Origin of the sequence: Piscinibacter sp. HJYY11, from assembly GCF_016735515.1 — a bacterium.
In the GTDB taxonomy this organism is placed as follows: Bacteria; Pseudomonadota; Gammaproteobacteria; order Burkholderiales; family Burkholderiaceae_C; genus Rhizobacter.
This window is the reverse complement of sequence record NZ_JAERQZ010000001.1, coordinates 1,196,845-1,213,357: the sequence shown is the minus strand read 5'-3', so window position 1 is coordinate 1,213,357 and position 16,513 is coordinate 1,196,845. Positions and strand designations below refer to the sequence as shown.

General features: G+C 67.8%; 12 protein-coding genes and 1 tRNA gene. 7 read left to right on the top strand and 6 right to left on the bottom strand.

Going from position 1 to position 16,513, the window contains the following annotated elements; translation table 11 throughout:
- Window positions 1-18: 18 nt before the first annotated feature.
- From JI745_RS05475 to JI745_RS05465, 3 genes are read right to left on the bottom strand one after another with little or no spacing between them, the layout of a single operon-like run.
- Window positions 19-3,198, bottom strand: a complete 3,180-nt coding sequence (locus JI745_RS05475; RefSeq protein ID WP_201804437.1) for an efflux RND transporter permease subunit — start codon at window positions 3,196-3,198, stop codon at window positions 19-21.
- Window positions 3,199-3,210: 12 nt separating this feature from the next.
- Complete coding sequence (locus tag JI745_RS05470) at window positions 3,211-4,389, bottom strand: efflux RND transporter periplasmic adaptor subunit (protein WP_201804436.1); 1,179 nt, start codon at window positions 4,387-4,389, stop codon at window positions 3,211-3,213.
- A gap of 16 nt (window positions 4,390-4,405) precedes the next feature.
- Window positions 4,406-5,074, bottom strand: a complete 669-nt coding sequence (locus JI745_RS05465) for a TetR/AcrR family transcriptional regulator (protein ID WP_201804434.1) — start codon at window positions 5,072-5,074, stop codon at window positions 4,406-4,408.
- 148 nt (window positions 5,075-5,222) lie between these two features.
- Between JI745_RS05465 and JI745_RS05460 the strand changes: the two genes are divergently transcribed.
- Window positions 5,223-6,080 (top strand): undecaprenyl-diphosphate phosphatase, encoded by an 858-nt coding sequence (locus tag JI745_RS05460; protein WP_201804433.1) that lies wholly within the window; start codon window positions 5,223-5,225, stop codon window positions 6,078-6,080.
- Here JI745_RS05460 and trmB read toward each other — a convergent pair.
- Together trmB and JI745_RS05450 are read right to left on the bottom strand one after the other, a co-directional pair.
- The gene (trmB, locus tag JI745_RS05455) at window positions 6,064-6,759 is read right to left on the bottom strand and encodes a tRNA (guanosine(46)-N7)-methyltransferase TrmB (protein WP_201804431.1); all 696 of its coding nucleotides are present in this window, start codon (window positions 6,757-6,759) and stop codon (window positions 6,064-6,066) included. The genes JI745_RS05460 and trmB overlap by 17 nt on opposite strands.
- Window positions 6,760-6,875: 116 nt before the next feature.
- Window positions 6,876-8,513 carry a serine hydrolase gene (locus JI745_RS05450; protein ID WP_201804430.1) on the bottom strand — a complete coding sequence of 546 codons (1,638 nt, stop codon included), beginning with the start codon at window positions 8,511-8,513 and terminating at the stop codon, window positions 6,876-6,878.
- 214 nt (window positions 8,514-8,727) lie between these two features.
- On the opposite strand from JI745_RS05450, the gene JI745_RS05445 reads away from it, so the two are divergent.
- From JI745_RS05445 to JI745_RS05435, 3 genes are all read left to right on the top strand, one after another.
- Window positions 8,728-9,633, top strand: a complete 906-nt coding sequence (locus tag JI745_RS05445) for an aspartyl/asparaginyl beta-hydroxylase domain-containing protein (RefSeq protein ID WP_201804428.1) — start codon at window positions 8,728-8,730, stop codon at window positions 9,631-9,633.
- A gap of 45 nt (window positions 9,634-9,678) precedes the next feature.
- Window positions 9,679-9,752, top strand: a tRNA-Gly gene (locus tag JI745_RS05440).
- 70 nt (window positions 9,753-9,822) lie between these two features.
- Window positions 9,823-10,704, top strand: coding sequence for a GGDEF domain-containing protein (locus JI745_RS05435; RefSeq protein ID WP_201804425.1), 882 nt, complete (start codon window positions 9,823-9,825; stop codon window positions 10,702-10,704).
- A 1-nt stretch (window position 10,705) separates the two neighbouring features.
- Here JI745_RS05435 and JI745_RS05430 read toward each other — a convergent pair whose 3' ends face one another.
- Window positions 10,706-12,184 carry an NAD-dependent succinate-semialdehyde dehydrogenase gene (locus JI745_RS05430; protein ID WP_201804424.1) on the bottom strand — a complete coding sequence of 493 codons (1,479 nt, stop codon included), beginning with the start codon at window positions 12,182-12,184 and terminating at the stop codon, window positions 10,706-10,708.
- Between the two features lie 152 nt (window positions 12,185-12,336).
- Here JI745_RS05430 and alaS point away from each other — a divergent pair, with 152 nt between their 5' ends.
- From alaS to JI745_RS05415, 3 genes are all read left to right on the top strand, one after another.
- A complete protein-coding gene (gene alaS, locus JI745_RS05425) occupies window positions 12,337-14,964 on the top strand; it encodes an alanine--tRNA ligase (RefSeq protein ID WP_201804423.1) in 2,628 nt (875 codons plus the stop codon).
- Between the two features lie 98 nt (window positions 14,965-15,062).
- Window positions 15,063-15,662: an NMCC_0638 family (lipo)protein gene (locus tag JI745_RS05420; protein ID WP_201804420.1), complete on the top strand. Its 600-nt coding sequence runs from the start codon at window positions 15,063-15,065 to the stop codon at window positions 15,660-15,662.
- On the top strand, window positions 15,659-16,495 hold the full coding sequence (locus JI745_RS05415) for a dienelactone hydrolase family protein (RefSeq protein WP_201804419.1): 837 nt from the start codon (window positions 15,659-15,661) through the stop codon (window positions 16,493-16,495). The genes JI745_RS05420 and JI745_RS05415 overlap by 4 nt, the downstream gene beginning before the upstream one ends.
- Window positions 16,496-16,513: the final 18 nt, after the last annotated feature.

The following is a 16,513-nucleotide window of genomic DNA, read 5'->3' as shown; positions in this document are numbered from 1 at the left end:
TGGGGTGAGCCAAAAATTCTATTTGCCGCCCGCGGGTTGCGGAGCGATGTCAGCAGTGGCATGCCGGCCGCTGCCGAACCTGCGCCGGGCCCAGGCGGCCAGGTCGTCGAGGTAGCAGTAGATGACGGGCACGACGACGAGCGTGAGCAGCGACGAGGTGATCACGCCGCCGATCACCGCCTGGCCCATCGGCGCGCGCTGCTCCGAGCCTTCGGAGAGCGCGAACGCGAGCGGCACCATGCCGAAGACCATCGCAAGCGTCGTCATCAGGATCGGGCGCAGCCGCACCTCGGCGGCGTGCAGCAGTGCCTCTTCGCGGCCCATCGGCGCCGAGCCGTTCTCGCCGGCCCGGCTGCGGATGGCGAAGTCGACCAGCAGGATCGCGTTCTTCGTCACCAGGCCCATCAGCATCACGATGCCGATGATGCTGAACATGTTGAGCGTGGAGCCGAAGACGAGCAGGGTGAGCACCACGCCGATCAGCGTGAGCGGCAGCGACGCCATCAGCGCGATCGGCTGCAGGAAGCTCTTGAACTGGCTCGCGAGGATCATGTAGATGAAGACGATGGCGAGCGCCAGCGCGCCGATGGCGTACTGGAACGACTCGGTCATGTTCTTGGTCGAGCCGCCGAAGCTGTAGCGGTAGCCTGGCGGCCAGGCCACGGTGTCGAGCACGCGGCGGATGTCGGCCGAGACTTCGCCGGCGCTGCGGCCGTAGGCGTTGGCGTCGACGTTGATCTCGCGGTTGAGGTCGCGGCGGTTGATCTGGTTGAGGCCGGTCGAGGGCGTCACCTCGGCCACCTGCGACAGGCGCACGATGCGCGGCGAGCCATCGGGCGCGGCGGCCACGTTGATGGGCACGCGCAGCAGGTCGTCCACCGCCACGCGGGCCTCGGGCGTCACCCGCACGTTGACGTCGTAGTTCTCGCCGTCGGGCGCGCGCCAGTTGCCGGCGGTCGTGCCGGCCACGAGCGTGCGCAGCGTGCCGGCGAGCGCGTTGACGTTGAGGCCTAGGTCGGCCGCGGCTTCGCGCTTGACGTCGATCGAGACGGTCGGCTTGTTGGCCTTGAGCGTGGTGTCGAGGTCGACGAGGCCGGGGATCTCTCGCAGCTTGGGCATCACGAGGTTCGACAGCCGCTCCAGCTCGGCCAGGTCAGGCCCCTGGATGGAGAACTGCAGGCTCTTGCCGCCGCCCAGGTCGGTCACGCCGATGTTGGTGACGGTGATGCCGGGGATGCGCGCGAGCCGCTCGCGCAGCGGGCCGGTGAGCTGGTCGACGCTGCGCTGGCGGTCCTTGCGGTCGACCAGGCGCACGTAGACGGCGCCGTAGATCTTGCCCGGCGAGCCGGCGCCGTTGATGGTGGTTACGGTGTGGCGCACTTCGGGCAGCTCGCGCAGCGCGGCGTCGATCTGCTTGGCGCGCGCTTCGGTGGTCTCGAGCGACGAGCCGACCGGCGTGTAGAAATTGATCTGCGTCTCGGAGAAGTCGGCCTTGGGAATGAACTCCGCGCCGAGGATGGGGATCAGGAAGAAGCTGCCGACGAAGGTGGCGAGCGCCACCAGCAGCGTCTTGAGCTTGTGCTTGAGCGACCAGCCGAGGATCTGCTGGTAGGCGTCGGACAGCCACCCGGTCAGCCGGTCGAACCAGCCGGTCACACGGCCGATGGTCTTGTCGTACAGCGTGACCGGCGGGCCCTGGCGGCCGTGCTCATGCGCCTGCGGGTCGTGCCACACGCTCGAGAGCATGGGGTCGAGCGTGAAGCTCACGAACATCGAGATCAGCACCGCGGCCACGATGGTGATGCCGAACTGGTGGAAGAACTTGCCGACGATGCCGCCCATGAAGCCGATGGGCAGGAACACCGCCACGATCGACAGCGTGGTGGCCAGCACCGCGAGGCCGATCTCGGCGGTGCCGTCGAGCGAGGCCTGCATCGGGCTCTTGCCCATCTGCACATGGCGCACGATGTTCTCGCGCACCACGATCGCGTCGTCGATCAGGAGGCCCACGCACAGGCTCAGCGCCATCATCGTGATGCCGTTGATCGTGAACCCGAAGAGGTACATGAAGAGGAAGGTGCCGATCAGCGCGATCGGAAGCGTGAGCCCGGTGATGACGGTCGAGCGCCACGAGTTCAGGAACAGGAAGACGATCAACACCGTGAGCACCGCGCCCTCGATCAGCGTCTGCGTCACGTTGGCCACCGACACGCGGATTGAGCGCGAGTTGTCGCGGTTGACCTCGACCTTCACGCCTTGCGGCACGAGCGGGGCCACGTCCTTGAGGGCGGCCAGCAGGCCGTCGACCACGGCGATCGTGTTTTCGCCCTGCGACTTCTGCACCGAGAGCAGCACCGTGCGCTGGCCGTTGTAGAGCGCGAGGCTCTCGATCTCCTGCGGGCCGTCGACCACGTCGGCCACCTGCCAGAGCTTGATCGCGTTGCCACCGCGGCGGGCGACCACGATGTCGCGGAACTCCTCGGGGCGCTTGAGGCGGGCGTTGATCTGCACCACGCGCTCCTGTTCGCGCGATTGCAGGGCGCCCATGGGCAGCTCCTGGTTCTCGCTGCGCACGGCGGCGAGCACCTGGTCGACGCTCACGCCCATGGCTTCCAGCGCGGCGGGGCGCAGGTAGAGGTTGACCTGGCGCTTCACGCCGCCCACCACCGTGACGGAGCCCACGCCGCGCACGTTTTCCAGGCGCTTCTGGAGCACCTGGGTCGCCCAGGTGGTCAGCTCCTGCGAGGACTTCTTGCCTTCAGGGGACAGCACCGCCACGTTGAAGATCGGCGCGCTCTGCGGGTCGAAGCGGAAGATGCGCGGCTCCTTGACCTCATCGCGCAAATTGGGGCGGATGAGGGCGATCTTCTCGCGCACGTCATCCGCCGCCTTGCGGCCATCGACGTCGAGGTTGAACTCGACGATCACGACCGACGAGCCTTCGTACGAGCGCGAGGAGAGGGCGTTGATGCCGGCGATGGTGTTGACCGCTTCCTCGACCTTCCGGGTGATCTCGGCCTCGACGATCTCGGGCGAGGCGCCGGGGTAGTCCATCTGGACCACGACGGTCGGGAAGTCGACGTTGGGGAACTGGTCGACCGCGAGCCGCTTCACGCTGAAGAGGCCCAGCACGACGAAGGCCAGCATGACCATCGTGGCCATGACCGGGTTGCTGATGGAAACGCGGGTGAACCACATGGCGGCTGGGCCTCAGCGGGCAGCGGCTGCCGAGGCTGGCGCGGGTGTGGCCGACGGTGGCGTGGCGAGCGTCACGGCGGTGCCGTCGCGCAGCAGGCCCACCGTGCCGCGCAGCACCTGCGTGCCGGCGGTGAGGCCTTCGGTGATCTCGACCACGCTTTCGCGCGCACCGTTGAGCCTCGCTTCGCCGCGCGCGCCAGTGGTCACCGGCTTGTGTGCGATGCGGCCATCGACGATGGCCATCACGTAGGGCCGGGCCTGGTCGACACGCACCACGCCGGTCGGCACGACGAGCGCGTTGCGGCGCTGCAGCTCGATGCTGCCCTTGGCAAACAGGCCCTGGCGCAGGCCGGGGTGGGGCTTCACGCTCAGGTAGACCATCACCGCACGGGTGCCGGCCTGGGTGCTCGGGTTGATGCGGGCGACGGTGGCTTCCACGGGCTCGCTGTAGCCGTCGATCTCGAGCCGGGCGACCTGGCCCACGCGCACGTCGGCCACGTCCTCGGCCGGCACGGCGGCCTCGAGCTCGATGCGCGAGAGGTCGACCACCTCGATCAGGCGCGTGTCGATGGAGACGCGCTCGCCCACCTGCACCAGGCGCTGCGAGACGGTGCCGGAGATCGGCGCCACCAGGCGCGCATCGGCGAGCGACTTGCGCGCGAGGTCGACAGCGGCCTGGGCCGCGCCGTAGTTGGCGCGGGCCGCGGCTTCGTTGGAGACCGAGGTCTCGAGCCCGGTGGGCGAGATGAAGCCCTGGGCGACGAGCGCGCGGTTGTTCTCGAGCGCACGCCTGGCGATGTCGAGCTGCGCGCGTGACGACGCCGCGGTCTGCTCGGCCTGGCCGACGCGCAGCACGAGCTCGGAGGTGTCGAGCTGGCCCAGTTCTTGGCCGGCCTTGACCGGGTCGCCTTCGCGCACGGTGAGCGACTTCACTTCGGCCGCCACCTTGGCCTTGATGAAGGCGCTGTTGACCGCCTTCAGACCGCCCGACACCGACAGCGTGCGCACGAGCTCCTGCTGGCCTGCGACGACCACGTCGGTCGGGGCGAGGTCATAACTCTGCGTGACCTTCGCCGGCTGCGCGGCTGCGGCACGGGCCTGGCGCTTGGCGACCAGCGTGCGCGCGACGAGCGCGCACACGAGCAGCAGCACGATCCCTCCGATCAGCCACTTGAGTCGGGTCTTGGTCATGAAACGTGGTTCTCCCTCAGCCTGTTTTTGTCGTCGTGTCTGGCTTGGCCAGCAGCCCGTGGAGCATCAGCTCGATGTGGACATCGATCACCCGGTCAGGGTCGAAGTCCATGCCTTCGGCCGGGCAGGCACCGAAGGAGTTCTTGTGCAGCGACATGAAGATCAGCGGCGCGATGAGCGCATGCACGGTTTCTTCATACGGCAGCGGGCGGAATTCGCCGCGCTCCACGCCACGGCGCAGTGTACGGATCAGCAGGTCGGCGGCCGGCTGGATCACCTCGTCGCGGTAGAACTGCGCGATCTCGGGGAAGTTGCGCACCTCCGACATCATGATCTTGTGGATGCCGCCAGCCGGCGAGTTGCCCACCCGCACCCACCACATGCGCATCAGCATGGCCAGGAGCTCGGCGCTCTGGCCTTCAAACTGATCGACGATGCCGGCGCCTTCGGCGATCACGCCGCTCAGGTTTTGCTGGATCACCGCCTTGAGCAGCTCTTCCTTGCTCGGGTAATAGAGATAGAGCGTGCCCTTGGAGACGCCGGCACGCACCGCCACCTCGTCGGAGCGGGTGGCGGCGAAGCCTTTTTCGACGAAGAGCTCCAGCGCTGCGTCGAGCAGCTCCTGGGGGCGCGCTTCCTTGCGGCGTTGCCGCGTGGGGGCGGCGGCGGGGGAGGTTTTGGACATGGAGGAGGGGGTTGAGATACTGACCAACCGGTCAGTAATGTAGCCGCCCCGAGCCGACGGGGTCAAGGAACGGCCCTTGCTCCAACTCCGGGGTTTGCGTCATAGCCCGTCGCTATCATGCGGCGTCTTTTTATCTGGGGGCGTTCTTTTGGACTTCGTACTGCTGCTCAAGGCAGCCATCATGGGCATCGTCGAGGGCTTGACGGAGTTCCTTCCCATCTCGAGCACCGGCCACCTCATCCTGACCGGCTCGCTGCTCGGTTTTACCGGTGACACGGTCAAGGTGTTCGAGATCGCCATCCAGACGGGCGCCATGCTGTCGGTGATCTGGGAGTACCGGCTGAAGCTCGGCCGCACGGTGACCGGCCTCACGCACGACCCGGTGGCGCAGCGTTTCGCGCGCAACGTGATCGTGGCCTTCATTCCCGCCGTGGTGTTGGGCCTGGCCTTCGGCGGCATCATCAAACAGCATCTCTTCAAGCCGGTGCCGGTCGCCATCGCCTTCATCGTGGGCGGCTTCATCATCCTGTGGGTGGAACGGCGCCACAAGCGGCTCTACGGTGCCAGCGACACCGAAGGCACGCGCCAGGCACGCGTGGAAACGGTCGACGACATGAGCGCGCTCGATGCGCTGAAGGTCGGCTTGCTGCAGTGCTTCGCGCTCATCCCCGGCACCAGCCGCTCGGGCGCGACGATCATCGGCTCCATCGTGCTCGGCTTCTCGCGCAAGGCGGCCACCGAGTTCAGCTTCTACCTGGGCATCCCCACGCTGATGGGCGCCGGCGCCTACTCGGTGTGGAAGCAGCGCGACCTGCTGCAGTGGAGCGACCTGCCGATGTTCCTGGTGGGAACGGTGTTCGCCTTCGTCAGCGCGCTGATCTGCATCCGCTGGCTGATCCGCTACGTGTCGACGCACGACTTCACGATCTTCGCGTGGTACCGGATCGTGTTCGGCCTGATCGTGCTCGGCACGGCCTACACGGGCTTGGTCACGTGGGCCGCGTGAACACCAGATCCCAGACCCCGTGGCCGAGCTTGAGGCCACGGTTCTCGAACTTGGTGAGCGGTCGGTACTCCGGCTTGGGCGCGTAGCCCTCGGCCGTGTTGCGCAGGCCGGGCTCGGCCGACAGCACTTCCAGCATCTGCTCGGCATACGGCTGCCAGTCGGTGGCGCAATGCAAGTAGCCGCCGGGCGCGAGGCGCGTCACGAGCTTGGCCACGAAGGGCGCCTGGACCAGCCGCCGCTTGTTGTGCTTCTTCTTGTGCCACGGATCGGGAAAGAAGATGTGCACGCCGGCGAGCGAGCCAGGGGCGAGCATGTGCTCCAGCACGTCGACTGCGTCGTGCTGCACGATGCGCAGGTTGCTCAGTTGCTGTTCGTCGATGAGCTTGAGCAGCGCCCCCACGCCCGGGGTGTGCACCTCGACCCCGAGGAAATTGGTGCCGGGCAGGGTGCCGGCGATCTGGGCCGTGGCCTGGCCCATGCCGAAGCCGATCTCCAGCACGAGCGGGGCCTCGCGGCCGAAGACGGCGGAGGGGTCGAGCAGCTTCGCCTCATAGGGCAGCACGAAGCGCGGCCCGAGCGTCTCGAGCGCGCGGATCTGGCCGGTGCCCATGCGGCCGGCGCGGACGACGAAGCTCTTGATGCCGCGTCGCTGGGGTGGGGAAGAGGTGTCGTCGCTCATGGAGGGGCCGCATTGTGCCCGCAGGCCGGGTTCGGCCTCTTCGTTCCACGCGCTTCGGTCGATGTCCCCGGCCGGCTCGCGCCGGCCGGGGTGTCACTCGGGTTGGATGCGAGTGATCAGCGCCCGCCTTCCCACAGCTTCAGGTCGGGGGCGTAGTTGCCTGCGCCGTAGGCCGAGCAGAAGGCAGCGTTGTTGCCGCGGTAGGTCGGGTCGAGCGCCACCACGGCTGGGCGGATTGCCTGCCAGAAGCGGCCGGGCTCCTCGCCCGACTGCCCACCGGAGTCCTTCACCACGATCACCATGTCGAGGCCACGGTGCACGATGATGTACTGGCCGCCAAGGCCGGCCGCGAAGAACACGCCCACGTCGTGCTGCTGCGCCGGGCAGCCCGTCGTGCGGCCGCAGTTCGGTGCGCCCGAGACCGGGCCGTGCGGGTAGCTGCGGTACTGCGGCTTGGGTGCACAGGAGTCGGCCTCGTTGAGCCAGGTCAGGTAGCCGTAGCGGGTGTTGGCGTCCTCGAACGAGGTGTGCGCCAGGTTGTACAGGTAGTTCACGTCGACCAGGCGCTGGCCACCCCACACGCCGCCGTTGTTCATCAGCAGGCCCAGGCGCGCCATGTCGCGGATGGTGGTCTGCCAGCTGGTCGCGAAGTTCTTGCTCGACGACGAGCTGCCCCAGGTCGAGTTCTCGAAGCCCAGCGGCTGCGCCAGGTAGCGCGTCCAGAAGGCGCCGATGTTGCTGCCCAGGCGGGTGGTGTCCTGCGCGACGACGGTGTTGACGACGTCGCTCAGGCGGTTGATCGCATCGCTGCCGACGGTGTCGTAGACGAACTCGCGGTTCGGGTAGCTGAGGCTCGACGACGCGTCGCTCACCATGCCCAGCACGTGGGCGGTCGTCGAGTCGCGGTGGAAGGTGAAGCTGTCGAGCCAGTGGTCGATGCGCTGGAACTCGCCCAGCGGGCCGCGCTTGCGCGTGGTCGTGGCGGGGATGTTCCGGGTCTGGTGGATCAGCGCGCCGATCGTCAGGGCGCCCATGGTCTTCGTCGTCGAATAGACTTGGCTCGCCGTGTCGCGCCCGCTCGGGTAGTACTCGTGGCAGAGCTTGCCGTAGCGCACGATCGCGTACGACAGGCCGAGGGTGCGGTTGGCCTGCTGCAAGGCGCTCGGGTCGAGCTTGCATTCGTTGGCCACGTTGGAGGGCGAGACCAGCGTCCACGGGCCGGTGCCCGGGTCGGTGAGGCCACCCGTCGGCGGGTTGCCGGTGCGCGTGCCTTCGATGCGGGCGTTGGTGACGGTGTACGACTCGGTGCTGCTGTTGGCGTTGACGCGGAAGCGGATGTAGAGCGTGGCCTGGCCGGCGGCGGTGGTCGGCAACGCGAAGGTGGCGGCGCCCGACGCGCTGTTGCTGGACTCGAGCACGGTGTAGGTGCTGCCGTTGGTGGAGAACTCGACGATGCCGGCCTCACCGGTGTCGAGACCGGTGGAGCTGCGGCTGAACTGCAGCGTGAGGTTGCTGAAGCCGACGGTGCTGATGGGCGCCGAACGGATGGCGCCGTCGGTGCTGAACGCCGACGCGGTCATGCGTGCGCCGTAGCTGCCGGTGCTGACACTGCCGCTCGACGTGAAGCCGCCGAGGCCGGCGCTGAAGCTCTGGTCGAGCAGCACGTCGGCCTGGGCGGCCGCAGCGACGACGGTCAGGCCGAGGCCGCAGAGCATCCGGGTCGCGTGCCCGAGGCGGCTGAGGGGGAAAGTCATGCGATGTCTCCTTGGAACTTCTTTGTTGGGGCCGCAAATATGGATTACCGTGCAAAAACAGCGAATATCGATTTCCCGAGGCCGCGTTCTCTGGTGGGAAACAGGCGCTCGACGCTGCAAGCCCGGTTTGGAGTGCGGCCTTGTATCGAGCAGGCGTGCGAGTAGATCCCCGGGTTTTCACTCAGCTATTGGTGCAACCACAGAATCCGCGGCCATGGTCCTCAGACACTGGGTGCTCCTGGCCTTCGTCGCGTCGGCGCTGTACGCCCACCTACGCGGCCGCGAGCGCTTCGAGCTCAAGCGGGCGCTCGACTTCACCATCCTGCTGGCGCCGGTCAACGCGCTGATGTATCTCTTCTCGCGCGTGCGTGCGTCGGCTTACCTCGACACCCGCGACTTTCCCGAGCTCGCGCCCCTCGCCGCGCATTGGCAGACGATCCGCGACGAAGCCCTGCAGCTGCAGGACAGCGGGCAGATCCGGGCGGCAACGGGCTACAACGACATCGGATTCAACTCGTTCTTCCGCACCGGCTGGAAGCGCTTTCACCTGATGTGGTACGGCAAGGAGTTGCCGTCAGCTCAGCTGCAGTGCCCGCAGACCGTGGCGTTGCTCAAGAGCATTCCGAGCATCAAGGCGGCGATGTTCGCGTCGTTGCCACCAGGCGCCCGTCTCACACGGCACCGCGACCCTTATGCGGGCTCTCTGCGCTATCACCTCGGTCTCGCCACGCCCAACGACCCGGGCTGCTTCATCGAGGTCGACGGCCAGCGCTACCACTGGCGCGACGGCGAGGCCGTGATGTTCGACGAGACCTATATCCACTACGCCGAAAACACCACCGAGCAGCAGCGGGTGGTGCTGTTCTGCGACGTCGAGCGGCCCCTGCACACGAAGGCCATGCGCTGGTTCAACCGGTTCTTCGCCACCCACGTGATGGCCGCAGCGTCGAGCCAGAACGTCGAAACCGAGCACGATTCGGTGGGGGGCATCAACCGCTTCTTCCGCCACCTCTACGCGGCGCGGCTGAAGGCCAAGGCCTTGAAGGCAGCCAACCGTCGGCTGTACTACGTGGGCAAGTGGGCCTTGATCATTGCGCTGCTGTGGCTCCTGTTCTGGTGACGCGCGAGGGCGCTTTGGCCGCCACGCTAGAATCCGCGCCACATTGCGGGTGTAGTTCAATGGTAGAACGGCAGCTTCCCAAGCTTCATACGAGGGTTCGATTCCCTTCACCCGCTCCACATTCCCATACCGCAGGGCCGCTTTTGCGGCCCTTGTCGTTGATGAGCCACGTCGTGGGGAGAGCCGGGCATGACTGACAAGCTGCTTCGTGTCGTGTGGGTGGACCGGCCTGAGTCGCCGGCCTTCGACCTGCCCGACGCTGGGGCATGGGGCCCCTTCACGGCGAACGCGGTGCAAGACCTGAGCGTGCAGGCCTCCCGCGACGCGATTGCCAATGCCGAGGCCGCGCTCGTGTGCCTGCCGTCCGGCGCCAAGGCAGCGCCCATCCCGTGGGCGGCGCTGTCAGCGGTGTGCGCCGATGCCGCGGTGCTGGTGCTGGCCGACGCGATCGATGCCGCCACCCAGCAGCGGCTGCTCAACACCGGCGTGCAGGACGTGGTGCTGCACGCCGATGCCGGGTCGCTCGCCCAGCGCGTGCGGCTGGCGGTCCAGCGCAAGCAGGTCGAGGTGGAGGCGCGCAAGGCCTACGCCACCGATTTGGGCACCGGCCTTCCCAACCGACAGCAGCTGATCGAGCACATGAGCCAGCTGCTCGCCTTGCGCGAGCGCGAGCCCAAGCCGGTGAGCGTGCTGGCGTTCCGCATCGAAGGGCTGCAGGGCGTGGAGAGCGGCCACGGCGTGGAGTCGGCCAACGTTGTGCGCCGCAAGATCGCGGTGCGCCTGCGTGCCGGCGTGCGCGCGAGCGACGTGGTCGCGTCGCTGGGCGGGGATGTGTTCGCGGTGCTGCTGCCGTCGACCGAATCGGCGACCGATGCGGAATACGTGGTGCAGAAGCTGCTGCGCTCGCTGCGCGACCCGTTCAAGATCGCCGGGACCGAAGTGCCGATCACGGCGCATGTGGGTGTGGCGCAGTATCCCGATGACGGCAAGCAGCCCGAGCCGCTGCTGCGGCATGCATCCACCGGCGCCTTGCTCGGCGCCTATGGCATGCAGGACTCGGCGAACGACTGAACTACCTGTTGATGTCGCCCAAGCAGAGGTACTTGATCTCGACGTAGTCGTCGATGCCGTGGTGAGAACCTTCGCGGCCCAGGCCTGATTGCTTCACGCCGCCAAACGGCACTTCCGCGGTCGAGATCAGGCCGGTGTTGATGCCCACCATGCCGTACTCCAGCGCTTCGCCCACGCGGAAGATGCGGCCCACGTCGCGGCTGTAGAAGTAGCTGGCCAGCCCGAACTCGGTGTTGTTGGCCGCGGCAATCGCCTCCGCCTCGGTCTTGAAGCGGAACACCGGCGCCACCGGGCCGAAGGTTTCTTCGCGGGCGCAGAGCATGTCGCTCGTCGCGTTGGCGATCACCGTCGGCTCGTAGAAGCGGTCGCCGATCTTCTTGCCGCCGGTGAGCACCTTGCCGCCCTTGGCCATGGCGTCGGCCACGTGTTTCTCGACTTTGGCGATGGCCGCGTCGTCGATCAGCGGGCCTTGCGTCACGCCGGATTCGAAGCCGTTGCCGACCTTGATCGACTTCGCCTTCTCGGTGAGCTTGGCCACGAAGGCGTCGTACACGCTGTCCTGCACGTAGAGCCGGTTGGCGCAGACGCAGGTCTGGCCGGCGTTGCGGTACTTGCTGGCGAGTGCGCCTTCGGCGGCGCTGTCGAGGTCGGCATCGTCGAACACGATGAAGGGCGCGTTGCCGCCCAGCTCCAGCGAGAGCTTCTTGATCGTCGGCGCGCATTGCGCCGCGAGGATCCGCCCCACCTCGGTGGAGCCGGTGAAGGAGAGATGGCGCACGATGTCGCTCGCGCACAGCACCTTGCCCACCTCGATCGAGTTGGCGCCGTCGGCCGTGATGATGTTGAGCACGCCGGCGGGCATGCCGGCACGTTGAGCCAGTTCGGCAACGGCCAGGGCCGACAGCGGCGTCTGCTCGGCTGGCTTGATCACCACCGGGCAGCCGGCTGCGAGCGCCGGTGCCACCTTGCGCGTGATCATCGCGATCGGGAAGTTCCACGGCGTGATGGCCGCCGCCACGCCCATCGCCTGTTTGATGACGAGGTAGCGCTTGTTGTTGTCGGTGGTGGGCACGGTCTCGCCGTAGACGCGCCGCGCTTCTTCGGCAAACCACTCGATGAAGCTCGCGCCGTAGATCACCTCGCCCTTGGCCTCGGCGAGCGGCTTGCCCTGCTCGGCCGTCATGATGCGCGCCAGGTCGTCGGCGTGCTGATGCAGCAGGTGGAACCACTTCATCATCACCGTGGCGCGCTCCTTGGCGGTCTTGCTGCGCCAGAGCGGCCAGGCGGCATTGGCGGCGTCCAGCGCCTGGCGGGTCTCGGCGGCGCCGAGGTTGGCCACGTCGACCAGCTTCTGCCCGGTGGCCGGGTCGACCACGTCGAAACGGGCGCTGCCGCCGATCCATTCGCCGTTGACGAGGGCGTTGTTCCTGAGCAGGCCCTGGTCGGCCAACAGGGCGAGGGGGGATGTTTTCATGTCCATGGTTTTGTCTCCGGCTGGGGCTCGGACCATGATAAGTCGCACGTCCTGGCATCTCCCCGCACGCGGCTTCGCCAGAGGGGCGCCACCTATAATCGCGACCCCCGGTAAATCAAGCACTTACCGCGGGTTCCTCCCCCGAGAAAGCGATTGGCATGAAAGCCTCTGAAATCCGTTCGCAGTTCCTGAAGTTCTTCGAGTCCAAGGGCCACACCATCGTGGGCTCGAGCCCGGTGGTGCCGGGCGACGACCCGACGCTCCTGTTCACCAACGCCGGGATGAACCAGTTCAAGGACGTCTTCCTCGGCTTCGACAAGCGCCCCTACACCCGCGCTGCCACCTCGCAGAAGTGCATCCGCGCCGGCGGCAAGCACAACGACCTCGACAACGTGGGCTACACCGCACGCCACCACACGTTCTTCGAGATGCTGGGCAACTTCAGCTTCGGCGACTACTTCAAGCACGATGCCATCCAGTACGCCTGGGAGCTGCTGACCAAGGTCTACAAGCTGCCGGCCGAGAAGCTGTGGGTCACCGTCTACGCCGAAGACGACGAGGCCTACGACATCTGGAACAAGGTGGTGGGCGTGCCGGCCGAGCGCATCGTGCGCATCGGCGACAACAAGGGCGCGCGCTACGCCTCCGACAACTTCTGGATGATGGGCGACACCGGCCCCTGCGGCCCGTGCACCGAGATCTTCTACGACCACGGCCCCGAGGTCGCGGGCGGCCCCCCCGGGTCGCCGGATGAAGACGGTGACCGCTACATCGAGATCTGGAACAACGTCTTCATGCAGTTCAACCGCACCGAAGACGGCGTGATGCACAAGCTGCCCAAGCCGAGCGTCGACACCGGCATGGGCCTGGAGCGCATCACCGCGGTGCTGCAGCATGTGCACAGCAACTACGAGATCGACCTTTTCGTCGCGCTGCTGGCCGCGGCCCGCAAGGCCGTGGAAGGCGCGGGCGGCAAGGACGTCGACCCGGATTCGCCCAGCCTGAAGGTGATCGCCGACCACATCCGCGCCTGCACCTTCACCGTGGTCGACGGCGTGATCCCGGGCAACGCCGGCCGCGGCTACGTGCTGCGCCGCATCGCCCGCCGTGCCATCCGCCACGGCTACAAGCTGGGCGCGCGCAAGCCCTTCTTCTATTCGCTGGTGCCGGCGCTGGTCGAGCAGATGGGCGAGGCCTATCCCGAGCTGCGCACCGGTGCCGCCCGCGCGACCGAAGTGCTCAAGCAGGAAGAAGAGCGCTTCTTCCAGACCATCGAGCGCGGCATGGAGATCCTCGAGACCGCGCTGGCCGCAAAGCCCGCGGTGCTCGACGGCGACACCGCCTTCAAGCTGCACGACACCTACGGCTTCCCGGTCGACCTGACCGGCGATGTGTGCCGCGAGCGCGGCCTGAAAGTCGACGAAGCGCGCTTCAACGTGCTGCTGGAAGAGCAGAAGCAGCGCGCCCGCGAAGCCGGCAAGTTCAAGATGGCCCAGGGCCTGGAGTACAAGGGCGCGCCGACCACCTTCCACGGCTACAACGAGCTGGCCCGTGAGGGCGCGCAGGTCACCGCGATCTACGTGGACGGCAGCGCCGTCGACGTGGCCCGCGCCGGCGACGACGTGGTGGTGGTGCTCGACCACACACCGTTCTACGCCGAGAGCGGCGGTCAGGTAGGCGACGCGGGCGAGTTGCGCAACGCCACCACGCGCGTGGTGATCGACGACACGCTCAAGATCCAGGCCGACGTGTACGGCCACCACGGCCGCATCGCCGAAGGCGAGGTCAAAGTCGGCGACGTGTTCACCGCGAAGGTCGACATGGAGCGCCGCGCCCGGACCGTGCGCAACCACAGCGCGACCCACCTGATGCACAAGGCGCTGCGCGAAGTGCTGGGCGGCCACGTGCAGCAGAAGGGCTCGCTGGTCAACGCCGACCGCACCCGTTTCGACTTTGCCCACACCGGCCCTTTGACCGAGGAGCAGATCGCGAAAGTCGAAGCCATCGTCAACGCCGAGATCCTGGCCAATGCCGGCGCCACCGCCGAAGTGATGGCGCTGGACGATGCGCAGAAGAGCGGCGCGATGATGCTCTTCGGCGAGAAGTACGGCGACACCGTGCGTGTGCTCAGCATCGGCAGCAGCAAGGAGCTCTGCGGCGGCACGCACGTGGGCCGCACCGGCGACATCGGACTCTTCAAGATCGTGGGCGAGGGCGGCGTGGCCGCCGGCATCCGCCGTGTCGAGGCGGTGACGGGGGACAACGCGCTCGCGTACCTGCGCAACCTCGAGCACACGGTGAATGGCCTGGCCGGTTCGCTGAAGGTCTCGCCGCAGGACGTGCCGTCGCGCGTGGCCAGCGTGCTCGACCAGGTGCGCGCGCTCGAGAAGGAAGTCGCGGCGCTCAAGGGCAAGCTGGCGTCATCGCAAGGCGATGAACTGCTCGCCAAGGCTGTCGACGTGAAGGGCATCAAGGTGCTGGCGGCCACGCTCGAAGGCGCCGACGCCAAGGCCCTGCGCGAGACGATGGACAAGTTGAAGGACAAGCTCAAGAGCGCGGCCATCGTGCTGGCAGCAGTCGAGGGCGGCAAGGTCCAGATCGCGGCGGGGGTCACGGCAGACAGCACCGGCAAGGTCAAGGCTGGCGAACTCGTCAACTTCGTGGCCCAGCAGGTCGGCGGCAAGGGCGGCGGCAAGCCCGACATGGCGATGGCCGGCGGCACCGACCCGAAGAACCTGGGCGCGGCTTTGGCGTCTGTGCAGGGCTGGGTGGCCGAGCGGGTGTGACACCACCACCTTTGACACCACCGCTTGCAAGCTGATGGAAACGCCCGCTCCATGAGCGGGCGTTTTCGTTTCATCATCACGGCCGAAGGAGACTTGGCATGAGGCGTGTCCTGGGTGTGTTGTTGAGTACCTGCGCGGGGCTGGTGTCGGCGCAGCAGAACCCGCCGCCGCTGTCGGCCTGGGCCACGCCCCAGGGCGCGGCGCGCATCTTTGTTCAGGCCTGCGTGCAGACTAGCGCGGAAGAGGGCGCTGCGGTCGACTGGGCGCTGTCGCAAGGTTTCGAGCCGGTGGACCCGATGCGCGGCAGCATGGACGGCCTGCTCGCCGGGCAGCCGGGGAGCGTGCTGGCGGCGCCTGGCACGCGAGGCCAGGTGCTTCTGGCCGCCGCCACCGGGCGCCAGTGCACGGTGTGGGCCGAGCACATGCCCGGCCCCCCGGTGCGCACCGCGATGCAGGAGGCACTCGGCGTGTTGTCGAGCCGCGGGGCGAAGGTCCAGCTTGGGGTCGACCGCAACTTCGAGCGTGCGGGCGCCTGGCGCAACCAGCTGCAGTGGCGCTACCGCGCCGTCGGCGCGACGGGCGATCTTGGCATCGGCGCCATCACCACGCTGGGCGATGCACCCGGGACGCAAGGCCTCAACGTGGCCCCGCTGCCGGCGACGCCGGCGTTCGCGCCGGACGGAATGCCCACGCGATGAGCCGTTTGCGCCGGCTTGGCGGCTTCGTCGCGGCATTGGTATGTGCCGCGGCGGCGCGTGCGGAGAGCGAAGTGTCCTTCCCGAGCCTGGATGCGCCGCGTGGACAGGCCGTCGTGCTCAAGGCCTACTGGCATCCGGTGGCTGCGCCGAAGGCGCCGGCGATCGTGCTGCTGCACGGTTGCGGCGGCATGCACGGCCGCAACGGCCGCCCGAGCGAGCGCATGCGCGACTACGCGCAATGGCTCAATGGCGAGGGCTGGCACGTGCTGGTGGTGGACTCGCTCACGCCGCGCGGCGAACGCGAGCTGTGCACCCAGCGCAATGGGGAGCGCGCCATCACGCAGACGAACCGGCGCCTCGATGCCCAAGCGGCCTTGCAATGGCTGGCCAGCCGGCCCGAGGTCGACGCGAAGCGCCTGGGCCTGCTCGGCTGGTCCAACGGCGGCAGCACCGTGCTGGCGGCGACGAACAGGAAGCACCGCGCGGTGGCCGCGGCGGCGGTGCAGCCCAGTCTTGCCGTGGCCTTCTACCCGGGCTGCGAAAGCGAACTCAGGCGCGGCTACGAGCCGGTGGCGCCGCTGCTGATGCTGGTGGGCGAAGCCGACGACTGGACGCCCGCCGCACCCTGCCATCGCCTCGCAGCGGGTGCTTCGCAGATCGAGATCGAGGGCTATGCGGGCGCCTACCATGGCTTCGACTCCGGCGCGCCACTGCGCCTGCGTCGCGAGGTGCCCAACGGCGTCAACCCCGGGCAGGGTGTTCACGTGGGCGGCGACGCCCAGGCCTGGGCCGCGTCACGCGCGCGGCTGCAGAAGTTCCTGAAGGCTCACTGAACGGGCCGCCCGCCATAA